The sequence below is a fragment of the Mucilaginibacter kameinonensis genome (assembly GCF_003675385.1).
Taxonomy (GTDB): Bacteria; Bacteroidota; Bacteroidia; order Sphingobacteriales; family Sphingobacteriaceae; genus Mucilaginibacter; species Mucilaginibacter kameinonensis.
Genome location: NZ_RCWZ01000002.1, coordinates 754870 through 776876, shown reverse-complemented (window position 1 = coordinate 776876; position 22007 = coordinate 754870). Strand labels below are relative to the sequence as shown.

Sequence of the window (22007 nt, the reverse complement as noted above, 5' to 3'; positions counted from 1 at the left end):
CATGAAAAAACTACTGATCATATCCCCTTATTTTCCACCTGTAAATGCTGCCGATATGCAACGCGTAAGGATGAGTATTCCTTATTTTGTAGCAAACGGCTGGGAAGCAGAAGTAGTTGTTGTGGATGAGCAATATTCAGATCTCCCTACCGATCAATTGCTTTTACAAAGTATCCCGGAAGATATCAGGATCTATAAAATAAAAGCGCTCCCCAAAAACCTCACCTCAAAATTTGGCTTGGGCAGTATTGCTTTGCGGTCGTTGCCGTTTTACAAGAAAAAAATCAGGTCTCTTTTAAAGTCGAAACAATATGATCTGATCTATTTTTCGACTACGCAGTTCCCCGTTTGTATTTTAGGGGCATATTTAAAAAAGCGCTTTGGCATTCCCTATGTAATTGACATGCAGGACCCCTGGCACTCGGATTATTACCAGAATAAACCAAAGGCCCAACGACCGCGTAAATACTGGTTTTCATACCGATTGAACAAATACCTGGAGCCCATTGCCCTGAACAACGCGGACGGTTTGATCAGCGTATCTGACCATTACATTACCGATCTTAAAAACCGATACCCTCGTATTCAGCATATCCCGGCCGCTACAATTACTTTCGGGGCCTTTGAACCCGATATGGAAATTGCCGAAAAAAATCAAAGCAATTTTCCCAAGCTGCTTGATGACTCTCACGTCAATATAGTATATGTAGGGCGTGGTGGAGCAGACATGCAAAAAGCAGTAAGTACCCTTTTCAAGGCGTTCAAAGCCGGACTGGATGCGGGAAACAAAGCTTTGGAGCTTGCAAGGTTCTACTTTATTGGCACCAGTTATGCTCCCGCCGGCGAAGGCAAGCCCAGCATCCTGTCAGTTGCTGATCATTTTGGTGTAACCGGCTACGTAACCGAAATTACCGACAGAATAAGTTATTATCATACATTGCTCACACTAAAGCAGGCCGATGCCCTGTTCATACCGGGCTCCGATGATCCCAAATACACCGCCTCGAAAATTTATCCCTATTTGCTTACGCAAAAACCGATCTTGGCTATCTTTAACGCCTCAAGTTCGGCAATTGGCATTATGAAGGAATATGGAGTAAAACAAGTGTATAATTACGATACGGTTACGGATGATAAGATCAATACCTTTTTACTTTCTATCGTTCAGGGTAATGAACCGCTCCCTAATTATAACGAGGAAGCCGCTGATAAATATTCCGCAAGGCAAATGACTGTAGAACAATGTAAACTTTTTGACCGTGTTATCAGTGGAAAAAATTAAGAGAACTTTCGGCTTTATTTTAAATCACCCTTTAGGTAAAAAGCATCCGTTTAAAGCGTTTTTGAGATTTGTAGGCTGGCAGCTTCAAAGCAGTATTCAACCCTCAAAATTGTTGATAAAACCTTTTGTAGGCAACGTAAATTTTTATGCCCGTAAAGGCCTTACCGGGATAACAGGAAACATTTATACCGGGCTGCACGAATTTGAGGACATGGCATTCCTGCTTCACTTTTTGACCGCGCAGGATGTATTCTTTGATATCGGCGCTAACGCGGGTTCGTACACCTTACTGGCCTCTGGCGTTAGTAATGCAAAAACCATTGCTATTGAGGCTTCGTCAGCCACGGCGATATTAACCGCTAAAAATATCGAGCTAAACCGGCTTCAAAACAAGGTTACGCTGATCCATGCGGCGGCAGGTGCAACGGCAGGACAGTTAAGCTTTTCAAAAAATGAAGATACCACCAACCACGTGGTGCTCGATACTGAAAAAGCAGATGCGGAAATGATAGATGTGATCACTGTAGATTCGTTAACTGCTGACGACTGTCCCTCACTCATTAAGATTGATGTGGAAGGCTTTGAAACGGAAGTGCTTAAAGGAATGAACGAAACTTTAAAACAACCAACGCTAAAAGCCATTATCATTGAGCTGAACGGCAGTGGCTCGCGTTACGGATTTAACGAAGAAGATATTCACCAAACCCTGGTATCTTCGGGTTTTACGCCATACCGGTATGATCCGTTTACGAGGGGATTAAATTTGATACCCTCATTTGGGCATTACAATACCATTTACTGCCGTGACATTGATTTTATCCTGTTACGATTAAAATCGACCCCGAAGTTTACAGCATTGGGGGAAAAAATTTAACATGCGCCTCGCCATTATTACCACCCACCCTATTCAATACTATGCGCCGGTGTTTAAGCTGCTAAGCCAAAGCATAGAGGTGATGGTATTTTATACTTGGGGTGAGGAAGCTCAACAAAAGTTTGATCCCGGTTTCGGCAAAACGATAGCCTGGGATATTCCGCTGCTTGATGGCTACCCTTACCAGTGGGTTAAAAACACGGCTCCAAACCCAGGCTCCCATCATTTTAAAGGAATCGTTAATCCCGACCTGATCAATCAGGTAAAAAATTGGCAACCCGATGCTATTTTAGTGTACGGATGGGCTTACAATAGTCATTTGAAAGTTATACGCCATTTCAAAAATAAAATACCGCTTTATTTTCGGGGCGATTCAACATTACTTGACGGGCAAACAGGCTTCAAAAACCTGTTACGCTCGCTTGCGCTGCGCTGGGTGTACAGCCATGTTGACTATGTTTTTTACGTTGGTACTAACAACAAGGCATATTTTCAGAAATATGGGTTAAAAAACGATCAGCTTTTTTTTGCACCTCACGCTATCGATAACAGCAGGTTCGCTGCAGACCGGTCACAGGAAGCAATTGAGATCAGATCCGGCCTTGGCATTAAACCAAATGATAGGGTTATTTTATTCGCAGGTAAACTGGAGGAAAAAAAATCTCCGCAGATGTTACTTGATGCTTTCCTATCGATGGGCATACCAAATGCTCATCTGTTGTTTGTTGGAAATGGGCCTTTGGAAAATTCCCTTAAAGCAAGTGCAGCTGATTCGGAAAAAGTTCATTTCTTACCATTCCAAAATCAATCGGCCATGCCAGCCATATATCAGGCATGCAATATATTTTGCCTCCCTTCAAAAGGGCCTAACGAAACATGGGGACTTGCGGTAAACGAGGCAATGGCCGCAGGCCGCCCTGTACTTGTATCTGATAAATGTGGCTGTGCAATTGATCTTGTAGATTCGGGTATCAACGGGGAGATGTTTGAAGCCGGAAGCCGGTCTTCTTTAATCCAAAAGTTATCTTTGTTGCTTGAAAACAAAACAGGGTTGAGCACCTTAGGCAACAACGCCAAAACTAAGGTAGCCTCCTGGAGCTTTGAAATCCAGGCCGAAACCATCCTGAAAACGCTGAAGAATACATATGCAAAATAACCAGGCGCCCCTTGAGCGTATTATTGTACTATTCATACCCTGGGCTTTAGCCATGTTGTTTAGCGGCGATCCTAAGCTATCATACTGCGTGGCCTGGCTGGGTTCTTTCCTCATATTTTTCCTTACCCTGACCGGATGGGTAAAACCCCTACCAACAGACAGAGGCATAGCCGAACAACTCATGCGCCCTATTTTTATGGTGCAAATCATTTTTGCGGGCTATATGGCTTGTACATCTATTTTTTATTTTATGGATGTGTTGGGTTATGAGAATTTCGAAAAGGTGGCTACCACCCTGATTGATAAAGACCGGCTGGAGCATACTGCTCAATGCCAGCGTTATTATTGCCTTGCGCATGCTTCTTTTGCTTCGGGTATTTTAATGTTCATGAATTATGAAACCAAGTCAAAGTACTATATCTCGAAGGAAAAGCTGGCTAATCTTTTGATGATGTTCGCTGTCGTCAGCTTTCCGGCGTCTATACTTTTCACCAAGGTTCCTGGTCTGTCCCAATTTGCCAATCAATTCAGTTCACTTAGTTTTATCGCAGGCACCCTGGCCCTCGCTTTCGCTATACCCTTAAAAAAGCCCGGTAACACATTAATTTGTTTCATCTTCTACATATTTAACTTCTACCAGGCCTTAACGTCGGGATTTAAAGAACCGATCATTATCAGTGTATTGGTTTTAGGCATTTTCTTATATCCCAACTATAAAAAAATTGTGATAGGTGTTTTCGTTCCTGCATTGTTACTTTTATTCATGTTCCTCCCCACCTATAACCGTATTTTCCGGCAGAACGCATGGTCGGGGGATGCATCTGCCGATGAGGCTACACAACTGGCTCTTGACGCAGCCATAAACAGCGCAAATACAGGAGAGGAAGATGACTCTAACTGGGGCTTCCTGGTCTTCAGGCTCAGCGAAGTCGATATGTTCATCAAGTTCACGCAATCGACACCAAAAACCATTGATTTTTACGGAACGAAATTGTTCGAGCAATCAGCAATAGCACTTGTACCACGTATTTTCTGGCCTGCAAAACCTATTACGGAAGACTTGGTGATGGAGCGCGTTTTTGACGCTGGTGTAGTTAACAGGGCTTCTTCGGTATCGGCTAAGCCGGCTTTTATTGTCGATGCTTATCTCACCGCCGGCGCTCCGGGCATATTTGTCATTATGCTGGTTTATGGGGCTATTGCGCAAATAATTTCGGTAAAGGCAGAGAAACTCTTCGGCGGCTATATCCTGGGCACTGCCTTGATCTTTAGCGGATTATTCCAAATCATGTGGCGCGGACTTAGCTTCGAGTTTATCATCAACAACATATTCTGGAGCTATATCAGTATGTTGGCCATCCACAAGATCCTTACTGCAGCCAACATTTTAAAAGAGGTTTAAAGCCGTTAAAGAAAACGTAAGTTTGTATAACAGATAGCGTAATTATTGACACCGTTATATTCATTTATCATTTTAACCTATAACGAGGAGCGGCATCTGCCCCGTTTGCTGGCATCCATCAGGGATTTAAACGCCCCTGTTTTTATCTTAGACTCCGGCAGTGAAGATAATACCATCAATATAGCGCAAAACGCAGGGGCTGTTATTTTACAGCATCCATTCGAAAATCATCCTAAACAATGGGATTTCGCGCTTAAAAATTTCGATATTAAAACGCCATGGGTCATTTGCCTGGATGCCGACCAGGAAGTAACGCCCGAGCTTCAACAAAAACTTCGTGATTTCAAAGATGAAGACCACCAGGATATTGATGGCATTTACTTTAACCGTAAAAATTACTTTAAGGGGCAATGGATAAAACATGGAGGCTATTATCCTTTTTACTTGTTAAAAATGATCCGCTACGGCAAAGGGTATTCAGACCTTAATGAAAACATGGACCACCGCTTCATTGTACCGGGCAATACCGAAGTTTGGAAGGATGGGCACATTTTGGAAGAAAACCTAAAAGAAAATCAAATCAGTTTTTGGATAGCCAAACACAACCGCTACAGCGATTTACTGGCGAATGAAGAGGTGGAACGCATAAAAAAATTGAGGACACAAACACTCAATCCAACTTTATTTGGCTCGCCCGATGAACGTACCGCCTGGCTAAAAAATTTATGGTGGCAACTACCTCGCTATGTGAGACCCCTGATTTATTTTACCTATAGGATGATTTTTCAGTTGGGTATTTTAGAAGGGCGAACCGGTGTAATATTCCATTTTTTACAGGGCTTTTGGTTCAGGTTAATTGTGGATGTAAAAATTGACGAGCTTATTAAAGGACCGCAGAAGAAAGAAGATAAAAAATACGCAATGGTTTCCCCTTTCAAATTCGCGTTTAGTTTCCTGTTTTTGTTTGTGATATTTTATTATTTCAACATCCTGTTTTATGGTGCAACCAGCCCGGGAAACCATTATTATCCTTTCCTTGCCGATAACCTCAATTACATCCAGAGCTTACGCTGGTTTTTATTAAGCTGCAGTACGCAAATCTTAAACTGGCTGGGCTTCACGGCTATACATAACGGGACTCAGCTATTAGTGGCTGGTAAAGGCTCTATTGAGGTTGTTTACTCCTGCCTGGGATTAGGATTAATGAGTTTTTTTGCTGCCTTTGTGATTTCTTACCCTAAACAACTAAAGCAGAAGATGATTTTCCTGGTATCAGGGATCCTGGTTATCCAGACTTTAAATATCATGCGCTTTGTACTTTTGGCTTTATTCTGGAGCAAAAAGGCCAACCGCATTGTTGATCATCACACCATCTTCAATATCATCATATACATTATCATCATGATCAGCCTCTATTTTTGGATTACCAAACACGACCAGGTCAAAAGTCAGGGTGATTAAATCTTTCTACTTCTCAAAATAACCCTACTTTCAGCTTCTCCGCTCCCATCCGCAACCGACGTAAACGTCCCGAAAACGAAAAGTTAAAATCCCTGGTTTTGAAAATTATCTATTAAAATTTTTGATTTTATAAGCGGCTTAAACTGTAAACTTCCCGGCTGCAAAAAGTTCATAAAAAAAATTTCAGATCGCATTATGATGCAAACTGAAATTAGCTACTTTGCTTTGCTTCAGCAAAGAAACCCGCGACCTTACGGTCACGAATTTAGATTTATGATAAGGTTTAGGTTTTAAATCACTAACAGGCAGCAAATTTAAACTCCACCCCTCAGTTTCTTTATGATGCTAAATTAGCTTTAACGTCCGGTCTCCGCAATACTGAAAAAGTGGTATATCAGATAGCCCTGAATTTATTAATGGCTTCCACTTTGTTTTGTACCTGCAGCTTAACGTAGGTATTGCGGATATGTTTTTTAACCGTACCTGTAGAAATTTCAAGGCGATCTGCAATTTCTTTGTATTGCAGACCACGCGCCAGGTGGTTAAGGACTTCAACTTCACGCTCTGTAAGATTTTCGGAGGAAACAACAGCCGGCTTTGCCGATGCTGTATTAAATGATGCTATCACCCTGCGCGAGATATAGGCGCTCATGGGCGAACCGCCCGCCGCTATCTCGTTGATCGCGCTCCTGATCTCATCTGCCGATGATTCCTTGAGCATATAACCGGTCGCGCCGCTTTTTAACGATTCAAAAATATTGGTATTATCGTCGTTTATAGTACACACTAAAAATTCGGTATTTGGCAGAAAAGGTTTAGCCCGTCGTATAAATTCAATTCCAGACATACCCTCAAGATTGATGTCAACTATGAAAATATCCGGTTTAAGCTGATCTATCTTTTTTAATACGGATTCGGCATTGGTATATGATCCCATCAAGCTTACTCCGCTCATGTCATGAATAATCTGTTCCAGTCCGCGCCGGTAATGTAAATTATCCTCTATTAAAATGATCTGGAGCATGCCTTCGGTAAATATAAAACGCTAATATCTTAATTTGTCCCGGCTTTCGTTATACCTATTATGGGGTAGTTAAAGGCTTAGTTTAATGCTTACGGATGTACCTTTTCGGGGGGCCGTATCAATTTTCAACTCTGCATTTAACCTTTTTGCACGCGCATGAATGTTACGGAGCCCCATGGTTTCATGCTTACGAATATCCGGATCAAAACCGCGGCCATCATCACGGATGCTGATATGCAGCCGTTCCTTATAAAGGTTGATTGTCAAATAGGCGTTTCGCGCCTTGGAATGCTTAACAATATTATTTAAAACTTCTTTCACAAGCAGGTATATCTGCCGCCTCTTCTCGCCACTGATAATAGTTACAGTTTCCCCAACCGAGGTGTTTTCATGAAAGCTTACATTACTGAATTCAAATATCTTAATAGCTTGCTTATGAATAAAGTTGGCCAGGTTACTTACCTCATCGTTTTCCGGGTCAAGGCTCCAGATAATCAGCCTCATCTGGGTAGATATATCCGTAATAGCCTCATGAATGCCATCTATTTCCTGAAAGTCGGGTTGATCGGCTACCTTCCGGCTCAACAGCTCGGTTCGTAACTTAATACCGGAGATACTTGCCCCCAAATCGTCATGTACTTCACTACTAATCCGCTGACGTTCACGTTGCAGGGCAAGCTCGTTTTCATAATCCTTTTTTTGTAAGCCGATAATAGACAGATAGTATTTACGTACCAGCAAAAACACTATAACTATCGCGCTGATAACAGCCAGGGCCTGGAGCCATACCTGCTGATACCATAAAGGCATCACCGTAAACTGAAAAATAAGCGAAGAGCTCAATTGGTTGAAACGGTCGGCCGCCACTGCTTCCAGCTCATAGTTTCCCGGAGGCAACAGGTCAAACCTTTTTTCGCCGGTAGGTGCAACACTCCAATTTTTATCAACACCTTTTAGCCTGAACCGGTATTGTATTTTGCCCATGCTTTTGTAGGATAAGGCAACGCAATTAAACACAACCGGCTGGCCGTAAGTAAAATTATTTTGAGCTCCGGGCGCCCCGTCATTAATCAGTACCGGTTTGGGCAGGTGCCTGTTCCCCAGGTTTTGAGTAACTGCTATGCCCCTGTCTGTCGCTATATAATAATTAAGACCGTATTTTACTACATCGGCCACATTATCTGACGGAAGCCCGTTACTGGTATTAATCAGGCTTACCTTGTAATCGTGATAATTGTTACTGAAGCTAATAACACTTACCCCATTTGCCGTACAAGCCCACAAGGTGTTAGCATCCGTCCATACCAGCCTACGGATATCGCCCGAAGAGATCAAAGGCGAGTTAAATTGAATCGTTCTTTCCCCGGCAAATAAAAATAAGCCCTGGGCTTCGGTACCTACTGCATATGCCTTATCATTTGCGGCCAGGCATTTAACAGCATTTATCCCTTTATTGGCTAATACCCGCACATAATAAATATCATTGGTGGTTGGCTTTAACCGATACAACCCGTAAAGTGAACCTATCAGCAGCTTGTTGTCAAACCAGGCAAGGGATGTCATGCGTACTGGTTTAAATCTGTAACCTTTTATACGTTTGAACTGCTTTGACAATGCAACAACTGCGTTTTGTGAAATAAAATACACTGTATCAGGCCGCTGCTCAATTCCTTTTATTGGGCCGAAAAAATAGTTTTCGGGGTGCCATGATGACGGGTTATTTTTGGAAACATCTAATCCGAATATGCCGTTATCTGTGCCAATAAGGAGCCTGTTACCCGGAATGGTAAGCAGATTGGTGATCCGGTTAAAGTCCGACCGGTTTTGATTTAAGGATATAGTGCCTATCGGCGGCCTCGGATTAGCGTCAAGTTTTATATAACTCAGCGTGCTTAAAACATGCCCGGCAAAAAGGTAGCCTCCCGCGATGCCCAATTTTAAAGCATCTTCATTTGCCAAACCGCTTTCCTGATCAATAACCTTTACTTCGGGATTGGTGCTTAAAAAAAAGCCTTTATCATAACTGCCAAACCATAAATTATTTTCTCTGTCGATAAGGGTTGAGGTAGTGATATGATTATTCAAATAGTTTCTTCGTTCGCCGGTGATATAGTCTATAATATATGTTCCTTGTTTTACCGTGGTAACGGCAAAGGTGTGTTTCCCGGTGAGATAAACTGAGGTCACGTTACCGGTAAAGGAGAATTTCTCAAGAGGAATGATCCCGCTTCTTTCATACTGATAAACATGCACCCAGTCTTTAGTTATCAATAACAGGTGATTTTGTTCAATAGCTAATCTGTAAGGCCTGGTATTGTTATTAGCTGTTTCATAGTTTAGCTGGCCTTCCGACAGCTCTTTTTCGAGCATATCAAGGTCATTTTCAGATAGGATAATCTCTTCTCCGTCCGAGCCATAAATATACCCGCTTAGGTGTCGGAGGGTATGCCTTTTTGATTTTAGCTCGTCAAAGTGATATACTTTAGTAGTTAGCCTGTAATTTACACAAAGCTCATTATAACGGTTAAAAAAGAAATTGGCAAAAGGTAATACAAGTACCTTCTGAGATGAGTTAACCTTATGTATAAGCCCGTTTTCATAATAACAAACCTTATAATTACTGCAGTAAAAAAAGATCCGGCGATAATTGTCTTCGGCTATCCGGAAGCACTCGTTGCTTTCCAGGCCATCGGCCGATGTGAAATTTTTGAAATGCTGACCATCAAACCTGCTTACGCCCTTATCTGTGGCTATCCAGATAAAACCCCGGCTGTCTTGCATGATATAATTAACCCTCGAACTGAGCAAGCCCTCCGTAGCGTTGTAGTTTTTAAGGTAAACTACCTGGTAGGGCGTATCGGCATATACCCGCCACGGGAATAAAAACAACGTTATTACTAAGAATTTAAAAAAAAAGCTTTTTAGCGGCATTTTTATTATTTGTATCGATTTACTATCGGTACTTTTTAAACATTATACAACTATACAGAATATATAACCCTGTCAATTATATCAACTGATAAATATAGAAAGAAATGCCATGCAAATAAGTAAGCTCCTTCCCTATTATAATTATATATAATCTGTCTAAACGTAATATTAATTGATATGGTTCAGGCTGATATTTTATACAGTGGATATAACAGTACTATCAAACACGAAAAAGTTACCCTACACAAGCGGTGAAGATCTTAATACGTTGCTTATTTTTGAGCAGACATGAGCATATTACCTTTTAAATCAAAGATTGGCCAGGAGCAGATTTTAAAGATCAGTCCTTTTAAGGAAGTGATTAAACCTACCGTGCCGCACAAACACGCCGGGTATTTTGAGCTGATTGTTTTGAGCGACGGGGCAGGCGAACACGTAATAGATGATATTATATACGAGGTAAACCCGCCCATGATATTTTTCCTGAAACCAGGGCAAACGCATTGCTGGAATTTTACCCGGATCCCCAAAGGTTATGTGGTATTGTTTAAGGAGGAGTTGTTGGACGCGCAGCTACTGGCACTGGTTTACCAGCTAAATATTCTGATAGATTTGCAGGACAGCCGCGCTTATATGCAGTTACTGGCCTTATTTCATGAAGAATACGCGCAAACCCAAACAGAGATCCCGGTACTAATGGCTTATATGCGCCTGCTCCTGGAAAAAACCGCCGCACTTTCTGGCAAGGGCCCAAAGCCGCCCGCAAACGCCTTATATTATCAGTTCAAGAGCCTGTTACATAATACTGATGCTGGGGCAAAAAATGTGAAAGATTATGCAGATGAACTGAATGTATCCACACACCAGCTCATCCAGGTTTGCCGCGAAGCCAACGGCAAAACCCCGTCGATGATGCTGACTGAACGCCTGCTGCTGGAGGCTAAAACCTTATTATCGGCCACAGATCACCCGATCAAAGAGATTGCGCATGTATTGCATTTCACCGATACCTCCCACTTTGTTAAGTTTTTTAAAACCAATACTAACCTTACCCCGGGGGCATACCGCGAATTATCACAGTCCAGGCACTAAATATACCGTATAAGGCTGCAATACTACCGCGCACCCTGCAAACGTCAGGGTATTTTTGGGCAAGAATCAGCCATGAAACAACTGTTTGCTTTTTTTCTGCTTTGCAGCCCGGTACTCCTTCTCGCACAAACCGCCCAGCTAAAAGGCAGGGTATTGGATAGTCAAAATCATCAGCCCATAGAATATGCGAGCGTTGCCATGATCCATTCCGGCGATTCGGTCCTGGTGGCGGGCACGGTTACCAAAGCCAACGGCGTATTCGAATTCGGCAAAATAGCAGCCGGAACTTATCGCTTAAAAATTGCATTTATCGGCTACCGTGACATAATCAAAACAGATATCCGCCTAACTCAAGGCCAGCAACTCAATCTCGGCGACGTGCTTTTACAACCGGCCAGTAAACTGCTGAACGAAGTAAATGTGAGGGGACAGCAGGTAAATGCTGTTAATAAAATTGACAGGCAGGTTTACAGAGCCGGTCAGTTTGAGGCAGCCCGCGGTGGCTCGGCTATTGATGTGATCAAAAACCTGCCATCGGTATCTGTTAATGGCGAAGGGAACATCAGCATGCGAGGTTCAGAAAGCTTTATGGTGCTTGTAAATGGCAAACCAGTTATTATCGATGCGCAAACCGTGCTTTCGCAAATACCGGCTAATTCGATAGCGAATATTGAAGTGATAACTTCCCCATCGGCCAAATACGATCCCGACGGGCGTGGCGGTATTCTCAATATCATCACCAAAAAAGGGGCTATAGATGGCGTAACACTGGCCACCAACGTACAGGGTGGTTTACCCAGTACCGGCGATTTCGGTAATACGCGTAAACCTTTACGATTTGGGGCCGATGCCACCCTGAATTACCGCAAAGGCAAATGGGATATTTCGGTAGGTGGTAACTATAACCGCAACGACAATGCCGGGTATCGCGAAGGTGATGTTTACACCAAAAACTTTGCTGCAGGCACTATCACTCGCGTCCCTTCAACCGGCGAACGCAGTTTCAAAAAGTACAATTATGCCGGTCGCGCATCCATCAACTTCACGGCAGACGCGGCCAATGTTTTCTCGGGAGGCCTGTTCCTGGGTCAACGTTACCAGGACCGTGTTGCAGATCTGCTCTATCACAACACTACATCAAACCTGAGCAATAACGCGCTTATTAAAAATACAACCTATTATAATTCCAACCTCCAAACAAAAGAGGGTAGCTTTGCCCTGGCCAACTTGGATTATACGCATACTTTTCAGGATAAGTCAACCTTGGCTGCGGGTATGGTTTATGAACACGCAGATCTTTACGGCAACACCAAAAACCGGAACCAGCATTATCCCAACACAGCCGATACCATCCAATATGTATATAACCCTTACAAACGCCCTATCACGGGCTATCGCTTAACGTTGGATCATAGCTTGCCCATAGGAAAAGGCAAGTTGGAAAGCGGTTACCAGCTAAGGTATGATACGCAGGACGGGCAGTTTGATTATTTAGTTACTCCTCCCACTTCGCAGCCAGACGCGGCCAAGTTTCAGGGCAGCCTTCATGCCAAAAATGTTATCAACGCTGTTTATAGTCAGTATACAGGTAAATCCGGCCAATGGGAATATAACGGAGGCCTGCGATATGAATATGCCACCCGGTCTGTTACCCTTTCCTATGATCCAATGGTACACCGGCTCAATTTGTCAAACCTGTTCCGCTCTGTATTGATACAGTATAATTTAAGCGAGGGTTGGAAGCTTAAGGCCGATTACAGCAGACGCATTAACCGTACCACCAACCTGGAGCTGAACCCTATCCCCGAGCGTGAGCATTCGGAAACGCTGGAAGAAGGTGACCCAGATCTGCTACCAGAATTTATTGACCAGGCAGAACTGGGTTTAACACATAGCTTTAAATCGGGCACGTTTTTTTTAACCGGCTATTATCAGCATATCAAAAACCCGATACAGCGCCTTAACAGTGTTTATGCTGATACCATACTGAACCGGGTTTATACCAATGCAGGCGCAGCCACCCAAATAGGCGTAGAAATGGGCACTAACCTGCAACTAAAGAAATGGTGGAGCTTATACATAGGCGCCAACGCTTATAATTATCATATCAGCGGCGATATCCGCATTCTTGATGAGCCTTTTATCGTTAACAACCGGCGCTGGGCCTATACATTGAATATGAACACAGCTTTCCTGTTTAGTAAAACCTGGAGCGCGCAGGCTAACTTTAACTACCTTTCTAAGCGTCCTACCGCCCAGGGCGAAGATTCCCGGTATTTTATCCCTAATACTTCGGTAAAGAAAACTTTTATGAACGGCCGTTTGGCGGCATCATTGCTTTGGCAAAATATCGACATTTTTAACGCGGCCAAACAACGGATCACCACTTCGGGTACCGACTTCTATACAACTACTAATTACATCTATGAAACCAATATGTTATTGATCAACCTGAGTTTTAACCTCAACCGTTTTACCAGCAAGCTAAAATTACCTAACAGCGAATTGAACGACCGGGAGTTTTAGTGTTTCATAATCAGCAAACATAGCCCGATGTAAATCTGTTTAACTTAAAGTCCAAGAAGTTTTTCGGCATTCCCATGTGCAATTTTTGCTACCTGATCAGGCGGTAGCTGTATTTCATTCAAAAAATCAATACCCATCTGGTTACTGCTAAAGGGGTAATCTACCGATAGGATAATGTTGTCAATACCGATAGTATCCAGGGCCAGTTGCAATGGTGGTTGTGTAAAAAAGCCGCTTGTGGTAATATACAACTGCTCACGAAAAGTATCCTCCAGTGTACGCTGATTCGCTGCCCCGTTACCCGGTTGAAAAGCGCGATTTGACCGCACCCACATCATAGGCAGCATTTCACCCATGTGGCCAATGACAACCTTTAGCTTCGGATACTTATCAAATGTACCTGCTGCTAAAAGCCGAAGTACGTGAACAGCCGTTTCAGAATGCCAGCCCCATCCCCAGCAAGCTATCGCCTCAAACGCTCCTGTTTTACCGCCAACATTACTATAGTATGCGTCCAGTACTGTTTGCGGCGGCAGTCCCGGATGAATGTAGATTGGAACGTCAAGTTTTTCGGCTTTTTCAAATATTGGCGCAAATTTAGGTGTATCCAGAAATTCGCCGTTGGTAAGGCCTCTGATCATTGCACCTCGGAAACCTAAATCATTTACCGTACGTTCCAATTCATCTGCGGCAGCCATCGGCGCGGTCATCGGAAGGTGGGCAAATGCAGTAAAACGCCCGCGGTGATCGCTGATCTTTTCGGCCAGCATGTTATTGTATTTTGTGGCAAAATATGGTGCAGCAGTACTATCTAATAAATTTACATCTGTGTTTTCGACTGAAAGCACCTGCATAGAAATGCCGCATTGATCCATCGAGGTTAAACGTTCGCCGGAGATGTCGGCCAGCTTGGGCATCATCTGTGCTGCTGCGCTCGAATGTCGTCTTTTACTAAGTATATCAGCCGGCAAAAATCCGCTCATCTCCGGAAATGAAACATGCTCTTCTATGGTTACTATTCTCATTTTCACAAGTATTTAAATCAATACAAAGTAAATACAGCGCGTGTTGACCATCAATGGACAATTAACGAGATTAATAGCACAATTCACGGTATAACACACTGTTCAAAATAGATTATGAGCAATATAATCTATATAGAATTGAACAATTACCGGAAAACAAACAAGGAGTACCGCGCAATGTTATGCGCTTACTATTTAAAAAACATATAATATAGGCAAAGTATAGTCGAAACTTGTTTAAAGCAGGTCCGCAGATGTTTTAAGGCCATGGTTATCTGGTTTTCGACGGTTCGTTTGGATATTCCGAGGCGGCCGGCTATTTCCTGATTGCTCAGGTTGTCCATACGGCTCATATAAAATATTTCCTGGCAGCGTTTAGGTAGTTTTTCCAGGTACTGACTTAGCTCCTGTAACAATTCCTGGTTTTTGATACGGAAATCGCCCTGATTATAATCTGGCAGGTTGCTCATTTCCAGGTCGCCAAGTTCTAAGGTTACTGGTGGCTTCGCGGCACGCATACGGTTGTAAACCTGGTAGCGAATGGCCGATAATAAAAAATTAGGAACAGATTCTATTTCCAGTTGACCGCGGCGTTCCCAAATATTCAGGAAAACATCATGTACTGCCTCTTCGCTTTGCTCGCGGTCTTTCAGGTATCTGAGGGCAGTTTTATACAACCTCACCCAATAACGGTCAAAAAGCATAGCAAACGCATGCTCATCGTCGTTACGCACGGCAAGCCAAAGCTCCGGATCACTAACAGGGGTATTGTGCATATAACTGGTCGGATAAAATTAGGAATAATTCAACACTTAAGACAGCCTGTAAAAAAAAATCAAAAAATGTATGTGTGTGCCCGCATGAAATTTACACTAACACCATATAAACCTGCAATTACAACCTAATGATAACCAAAGACGAGTTCCTGGCACTGTATGAGAAATACATGAGCGGCCAATGTACCGATGCTGAAAAACAGCTATTGGATACATACCGCGATGAAATGCTATTGGCCGAAGAAGGTTGGGATGATGAAGATGCTAATGAAACCGATGTACGCGCCCGTATATGGCAACGCCTAAACCAAAACCGCAAAGTAGTATCAATAAGCAAACACAAAATTTATAAAAGCTGGTGGTTGCAAATAGCGGCAGTTTTACTGGTGGCTTTATCAGCAGGATTGCTTTTTATCCCTGCTAAAAAAAATCAGGAAACTGGTAATGTAAACCTGACAGCAAATAAACACCCAAAACCTATTGTTCCGGGCAGCAACAAGGCCTACCTCACCTTAGCCAATGGATCGCAGATTGTACTCGATGACGCAAAAAATGGAGCACTGGCAAATCAATCCGGGGTGAAAGTAAATAAAACAAGTAATGGAGTAGTAGTTTATAAATTCGACAGAAAAGCTGGCGAAAAGGGGCAAAAAGATATTCCTGAAATCAATACCATTACCACCCCCCGTGGCGGCCAATACCAGGTTATATTGGCAGATGGCACCAAAGTGCTGCTCAACGCGGCTTCATCAATCAGGTTCCCGGAGTTTTTTAACGGAACCAACCGCGAAGTTGAATTGACCGGCGAAGCCTATTTTGAGGTTGCAAAAGATAAGGCCCATCCATTTATAGTTAAGGCTAATGGTACGCAGGTGCAGGTATTTGGCACCCACTTTAACATTAATGCTTATAACGATAACCAGGAAATCACCACCACATTGCTTGAGGGATCGGTTAAAATGAGCAAAGGCCTGGCGGCAGTAATGCTTTTACCGGGTCAGCAAGGCAGTGTAAATCAAAACGGTTCATCAATAAAAGTACAAAAGGCCGATGTTGAAGCAAACATGGCGTGGATAAACGGCTTTTTTGTATTTCATGATCAAAGTATTGTGAACATCATGAAGCAGGTAAGCCGCTGGTACGATGTGGATGTTGAATATCAGGATGCCCAGGTTCAGGAAAATGAATTTGGTGGTACTATATCAAAATACAAGGATATTAAAGAGTTGCTTGATAACATTAAGCTAACCGGCAGTATCCATTACAAAATTGAAGGAAGGAGGGTTATCATTATGAAGTAATCAGCTACTTACATAATGCTATCCTTAAAGATGGCCAGGAGCGTTCGCACCGCCCCTGGCACAATGCTACGGGTAGCAAATCAGGTCAGTTAACGATCATTTTTCTCACAACCAATTATTTAACCTAACATTCAAATGTACAAAAATTCTACTGCATTAAAGCGCGGGCAGATACCCCGTGCTGTATCAAAAATATTTCTGATCATGAAATTGTCGTTCTTTTTGTGTCTGGTTTCGATACTTCAGGTAAGTGCCTCAACCACATTTGCACAAAGGATAAGCCTAAGTAAAAATAACGCTTCGCTGGTGGAAACGCTTAAGGACATCCACAGGCAAAGCGGTTATAGCGTGCTTTATAACACCAAAATGCTAAAAAAGGCTTTGCCGGTAAGTGTAGACTTTAAAGATGCAGCACTTGAAGAGGTATTGCGCGAGTGTTTCCGCGATCAGCCTTTTAGTTATGTCATTAACAATACTACCATTGTGGTCACCCCCAAACCCGCCGAAAAGAAACCGGCACAGGTGATAACAGTTACAGGTACGGTAAAAGATCAGAAAGGCGCCCCTTTACCGGGAGTAACCATAAAGGTTAAAGGCAGCAACACAGGTGCGCAAACCAATATCGACGGTAATTATAGCATTACTGTGGATAATAACGCCGTACTGGTTTACTCATTTGTAGGCTTTGTTAACCAGGAGATAACGGTTGGTAACCAAACCAAAATTGATGTGGTACTTAAAGAACAAACATCGGCACTTAACGAAATTGTGGTGGTTGGTTACGGTACACAAAAGAAGGTAAACCTTACAGGTGCCGTAGCAACGGTAACCGGCGAAACACTGAATAAACGCCCGGTAGTGAATACAGCGTCGATGCTTGAGGGTTTAGCTCCGGGTGTACAGGTAAACACAGGTTCTGGCGAGCCGGGAAACGAGGCTGTATCTATCCGCATCCGCGGTAACAGCACGTTTAGCGGTGCAGGTTCAGATCCATTGGTGTTGATTGATGGTGTTCCGGGTAACTTTGCTGATCTTAACCCAACTGATATTGATAACATATCTGTTTTGAAAGACGCAGCTTCGGCTTCCATATATGGTTCAAGGGCCGCAAACGGTGTAGTATTGGTGACAACCAAACAAGGTAAAGCCGGCCAAATGTCTGTTACTTATGATGGTAATTTAGGCTACAACAGTCCTACTAAAATGTTTAAACTGGTAACCAACTCTGCCCAATATATGGAGATGTTTAACCAGGCCCGTATCAACAGCGGTACAACAGATCCGGGTTCACTTTATCCGCAAGATCAGATCGACCTTTACCGCACCAGTACCGACAGGCTGCATTACCCGAATACCGATTGGTTAAGCCTCATCTTCAGGACAGCGGTAACACAAAACCACAACCTGACTTTTAGCGGCGGCAGCGAAAAAACCACTTACAATGTATCATTAGGCTATGTTGATCAGGATGGTATTGAGCGGGGATTTGATTACAAAAGATATAGCGCGCGTATCAACCTAACTTCAAAAATCAATGATCATATCAAATTTGGTACTAACGTATTGCTAAAATCGGGTACCAGGGGCGCTGTAGCCGGTAACCCTTCATCGCCAAGCCAATGGGACGGTTCATCTATGGACCTTTTCCTTTCGGCTATGTCACAGGCTCCTACTTACGGGCCTTACCTGACTGATGGCAGCGGACATTACACCTACAAAGCTTACGACTTTGAGTACAACAACAAAAATCCTATAGCCGTACTGGATCAAAACTTTAGGAGGATCACTAACGATTATGCGGTAAATGCCCAGGGCTGGTTTGAAGTTCAGTTTAACAAAGACTTTTCATGGTATACCAAAGGTGCGGTAAACTTTAACATGAATAAGTACAAGGATTTTAAAGCTACCCTTGATGAGTACAACTTCAAAACAAATCAACTGGCTACCTCGCTTGACCTTGGTAAAGGTTTAACCGATCAGGATGAGCAAACCGTATACACCAACTTATTCAGTTATTTAAACTACGCACACAACTTTCATGGGCATAACCTTAAGGCACAAGTTGGCTACAGTATTGAGCAAAGTAAATATCAATACCTGCAGGGCTACCGCAAAAACTTTCCAGACCTTGATCTGCAGGAGTTGAATGCAGGCGGTTCGGACATACAAAATGCTTATGGCAGCAGCAATCAATGGGCTTTAATGTCGTACTTCGGCCGTTTAAATTATGATTATCTGGGCCGTTACCTGTTAGAGGCTAACGTGCGCGATGACGGAAGTTCAAAATTTGCCGGCAAAAACAAATGGGGCGTGTTTCCATCGTTTTCGGCGGGCTGGCGTGTTACAGAAGAGCCTTTTGTAAAAGCTATGAATTTAACCTGGCTGGATAACTTCAAACTAAGAGGGTCATGGGGACAATTGGGTAATCAGAATATAGTTATTAATGGCTACGGCGCCAATTATCCATATCAGGCCTTACTGAATTTCACCGGTAACTATTCTTTTGACAATTCAACATTGGTAACCGGTGTAGCTCAGCAAAACCTGAACAACCCGGCCATTAAATGGGAAACTACCACCATGACTGATATTGGCCTGGATGTTACCGTTTTCAAAAACTTTAACTTAACTGCCGATTGGTATAACAAAACAACATCTGATATTTTAAGACAGGCCCAGGTTACAGCGGCTGTTGGCTTAAGCGCACCTACTATTAATGACGGTTCGGTGAATAACCGTGGTATTGAGCTTGGCATATCATACAATAACGTAATAACTGACGGTGCTTTAAGAGGTTTAGCCTTTAATGTAGGCGCAAACGTTGATCATAACAGGAACAAACTGGTAAAATTTGGTCAGACCGAAATTGGCGACTATACCATTAACCAAAACGGACAGCCATGGAATTCATTCTATATGTTGCAGGTTGTCGGCATATTCCAGTCGGCACAAGAAGTAGCTAACTCTCCTAAACAGTTCTCTGACTCTACGCTACCAGGCGATTTAAAATACAAAGACGTAAACGGTGACGGCAAAATTGACCAGAATGACAGAACAATTATTGGCGGTGTTTATCCAAAATTAAATTACTCATTTAACCTATCGGCCAGCTTTAAAGGTTTTGATTTGTCGGCCATGATGCAGGGCGTTTACGGCGTTAAATCATACGTGTCTGGCTGGGGTACTATACCTTTTGTACAGGGATCATCGCCAACTACAGATTGGCTGAACGCCTGGACACCAGAGCATCCTTCAACCACTATGCCACGCCTTTATTTCGGCCAAAGTGCACCTGATAAAATCGGTCGCCGGTCTTCATATTTCCTGCAGGATGCATCATACTTAAGACTTAAAAACCTCGTGTTTGGTTATACCCTTCCGTCGCAGCTTACCAAAAAGATAGGTATCAACAGGTTAAGGGTTTATTTTGCAGGCGATAACTTGTTAACCATTACCAAGTTTAAAGGCCTTGATCCTGAACGTTACGGCAGCGGCGACCAGGTGCAGTACCCGCAAAATAAAATCTACTCTTTTGGTTTGAACGTTTCCTTTTAATTAGCCCCATGAAAAATCGAATTATAATAACCATCATATTAATTACATCGCTGTTTTTAGGCGCATGTAAAAAGGCGCTGGACCTTAATCCTAACGACCAGATCGCCACCTCAACTTTCTATAAAACAAAGGCGGATTTTGATGCAGCTTTAGCAGCTGTTTACGCTTCACTTCAAACCGAAGAATTTTCCTACGGCATGGGCTTTAGGGATGGGTTTACCGATAACGGCTATAACCAGTTCAATTCGGGAGCTGCTAAAGATTTTGTACAGGGTAATTTTAACCCTACAACCGGCGGTTACGAAACTGCTATTTATAACGACAGCTATGTTGGCATTGCAAGGGTAAATCTGTTTCTGCAAAACTTAGGCGGTTACAAAGGCGCGGATATTTCTGATAGCCAGCGTAAAATTTACGAAGGCGAAGTAAGGTTTATCCGTGCATTTCTTTACTTCCAGCTATATAGTATTTATGGAGATGTGCCGCTGGTAGTACAGCCGCTTGACCTGAGCAACCAAAAGCAACCTAAAGTGCCTGCTGCGCAAGTACTCGCCCAAATCACTGCAGACCTTGATTATGGCATTGCTAATTTGAGCAGCAACGCTTATTACGCTAACGGTGGCCATGCCGCGGCATCATCTGCCAAAGCTTTAAAGGCAAGGGTATTATTATTTGCGGCTTTCGGTAACACCGGTACCGCTGACGCTACCATGCTAACCCAAGTACGCGACCTTTGCCTCGACTTGATGGGCCAATACAAATTGAGTACCAATTTTGAGGATATCTTCAGAGATGCTACCCAGAAAAACAACACCGAGATCATGTTTTCGGTTAACTTCCTGGCACCAAACAATACAGCTCCATGGGATATGTATTATGGCGACTGGGATGCCTGCGCGCCAATGCAAAATATGGTAGATGCCTACGAGTGTACTGATGGTCAACCGTATGGTACTTCGCCATTGACTGATACTAAAAACCAGTTTAATAACCGCGACCCAAGGCTTGCTAAAACCGTATATGCTGATTCGGTTTATTTTGGCCCCGGCAAAGTTCATCATCCTTCAAACTTAAGGCCTACAGGCTACGGCATTATCAAGTTCCTCGAGCCTAACAATATCCCTTATGGTTTCTCCACCCTTAGCCAACAGGATGCAGTTATATTACGTTTAGGCGAAGTAATGCTGATGTATGCGGAAGCACAAAATGAGATTGCAGGCCCTGACGCGACAGTTTATAAAGCGATGGCCGATTTGCGCGCACGTGTAAATATGCCTGCCTATCCGACCGGTTACACTAAAGATCAGATGCGCGAACGCATCAGGCATGAACGCCGTGTTGAGCTTGCTTTTGAAGGCTTGCGCCATTACGATTTGTTAAGATGGCACATTGCCGGTCCGGTGCTTAACGCGGTAAAATCAACCCTCATTAATTATCATTTTGAGGATAAGTTTTACCACTGGCCACTCCCTCAAACAGAAATTGATAAGAGCGGGGGTGTATTGATACAAAACCCCGATTATAAATAATCTTGTTTTAAAAAGCAGCGGCAAACTCACCGCTGCTTTTTTATTAACACTAAAATATTTCGTCGACATCCTT

Annotated in this window: 14 protein-coding genes; 10 read left to right on the top strand and 4 right to left on the bottom strand. The window is 43.1% G+C overall.

The annotated features are described in order from the left end of the window. Position 1: 1 nt before the first annotated feature. The 5 genes from EAH55_RS10190 to xrtY are packed head-to-tail and all read left to right on the top strand — an operon-like array spanning position 2 to position 6175. Positions 2-1282 (top strand): glycosyltransferase, encoded by a 1281-nt coding sequence (locus tag EAH55_RS10190; protein ID WP_244228149.1) that lies wholly within the window; start codon positions 2-4, stop codon positions 1280-1282. Further along, positions 1269-2156, top strand: coding sequence for an FkbM family methyltransferase (locus EAH55_RS10185; RefSeq protein WP_121809526.1), 888 nt, complete (start codon positions 1269-1271; stop codon positions 2154-2156). Before EAH55_RS10190 ends, EAH55_RS10185 begins: the two co-directional genes overlap by 14 nt. A gap of 1 nt (position 2157) precedes the next feature. Then, positions 2158-3312, top strand: a complete 1155-nt coding sequence (locus tag EAH55_RS10180; protein ID WP_121809525.1) for a glycosyltransferase family 4 protein — start codon at positions 2158-2160, stop codon at positions 3310-3312. Next, positions 3302-4714: an exosortase Y-associated Wzy-like protein gene (locus tag EAH55_RS10175; RefSeq protein WP_112573967.1), complete on the top strand. Its 1413-nt coding sequence runs from the start codon at positions 3302-3304 to the stop codon at positions 4712-4714. The genes EAH55_RS10180 and EAH55_RS10175 overlap by 11 nt, the downstream gene beginning before the upstream one ends. A gap of 45 nt (positions 4715-4759) precedes the next feature. Continuing rightward, positions 4760-6175 carry an exosortase Y gene (gene xrtY / locus EAH55_RS10170; protein ID WP_121809524.1) on the top strand — a complete coding sequence of 472 codons (1416 nt, stop codon included), beginning with the start codon at positions 4760-4762 and terminating at the stop codon, positions 6173-6175. Positions 6176-6569: 394 nt separating this feature from the next. Here the strand turns inward: xrtY and EAH55_RS10165 are convergent, their stop codons facing one another. Together EAH55_RS10165 and EAH55_RS10160 are read right to left on the bottom strand one after the other, a co-directional pair. Then, on the bottom strand, positions 6570-7199 hold the full coding sequence (locus EAH55_RS10165; RefSeq protein WP_112573969.1) for a response regulator: 630 nt from the start codon (positions 7197-7199) through the stop codon (positions 6570-6572). 69 nt (positions 7200-7268) lie between these two features. Then, entirely contained in the window at positions 7269-10088 is a 2820-nt protein-coding gene (locus EAH55_RS10160; protein ID WP_162996812.1) for a sensor histidine kinase, read from the bottom strand. A 330-nt stretch (positions 10089-10418) separates the two neighbouring features. On the opposite strand from EAH55_RS10160, the gene EAH55_RS10155 reads away from it, so the two are divergent. Continuing rightward, a complete protein-coding gene (locus EAH55_RS10155) occupies positions 10419-11222 on the top strand; it encodes an AraC family transcriptional regulator (RefSeq protein WP_121809522.1) in 804 nt (267 codons plus the stop codon). 72 nt (positions 11223-11294) lie between these two features. Further along, positions 11295-13748, top strand: a complete 2454-nt coding sequence (locus EAH55_RS10150; protein WP_121809521.1) for a TonB-dependent receptor domain-containing protein — start codon at positions 11295-11297, stop codon at positions 13746-13748. A 44-nt stretch (positions 13749-13792) separates the two neighbouring features. Here EAH55_RS10150 and EAH55_RS10145 read toward each other — a convergent pair whose 3' ends face one another. Further along, complete coding sequence (locus EAH55_RS10145; RefSeq protein ID WP_121809520.1) at positions 13793-14773, bottom strand: amidohydrolase family protein; 981 nt, start codon at positions 14771-14773, stop codon at positions 13793-13795. Positions 14774-14964: 191 nt separating this feature from the next. Next, positions 14965-15549, bottom strand: a complete 585-nt coding sequence (locus EAH55_RS10140; protein WP_121809519.1) for an RNA polymerase sigma factor — start codon at positions 15547-15549, stop codon at positions 14965-14967. A 128-nt stretch (positions 15550-15677) separates the two neighbouring features. On the opposite strand from EAH55_RS10140, the gene EAH55_RS10135 reads away from it, so the two are divergent. The 3 genes from EAH55_RS10135 to EAH55_RS10125 all read left to right on the top strand — a co-directional run bounded on the left by EAH55_RS10135 (position 15678) and on the right by EAH55_RS10125 (position 21934). Further along, positions 15678-16850 carry a FecR family protein gene (locus EAH55_RS10135; RefSeq protein ID WP_121809518.1) on the top strand — a complete coding sequence of 391 codons (1173 nt, stop codon included), beginning with the start codon at positions 15678-15680 and terminating at the stop codon, positions 16848-16850. Positions 16851-16985: 135 nt separating this feature from the next. Further along, positions 16986-20405, top strand: a complete 3420-nt coding sequence (locus EAH55_RS10130; RefSeq protein WP_162996811.1) for a TonB-dependent receptor — start codon at positions 16986-16988, stop codon at positions 20403-20405. An 8-nt stretch (positions 20406-20413) separates the two neighbouring features. Then, the gene (locus EAH55_RS10125) at positions 20414-21934 is read left to right on the top strand and encodes a RagB/SusD family nutrient uptake outer membrane protein (protein WP_121809517.1); all 1521 of its coding nucleotides are present in this window, start codon (positions 20414-20416) and stop codon (positions 21932-21934) included. Positions 21935-22007 lie beyond the last annotated feature (73 nt).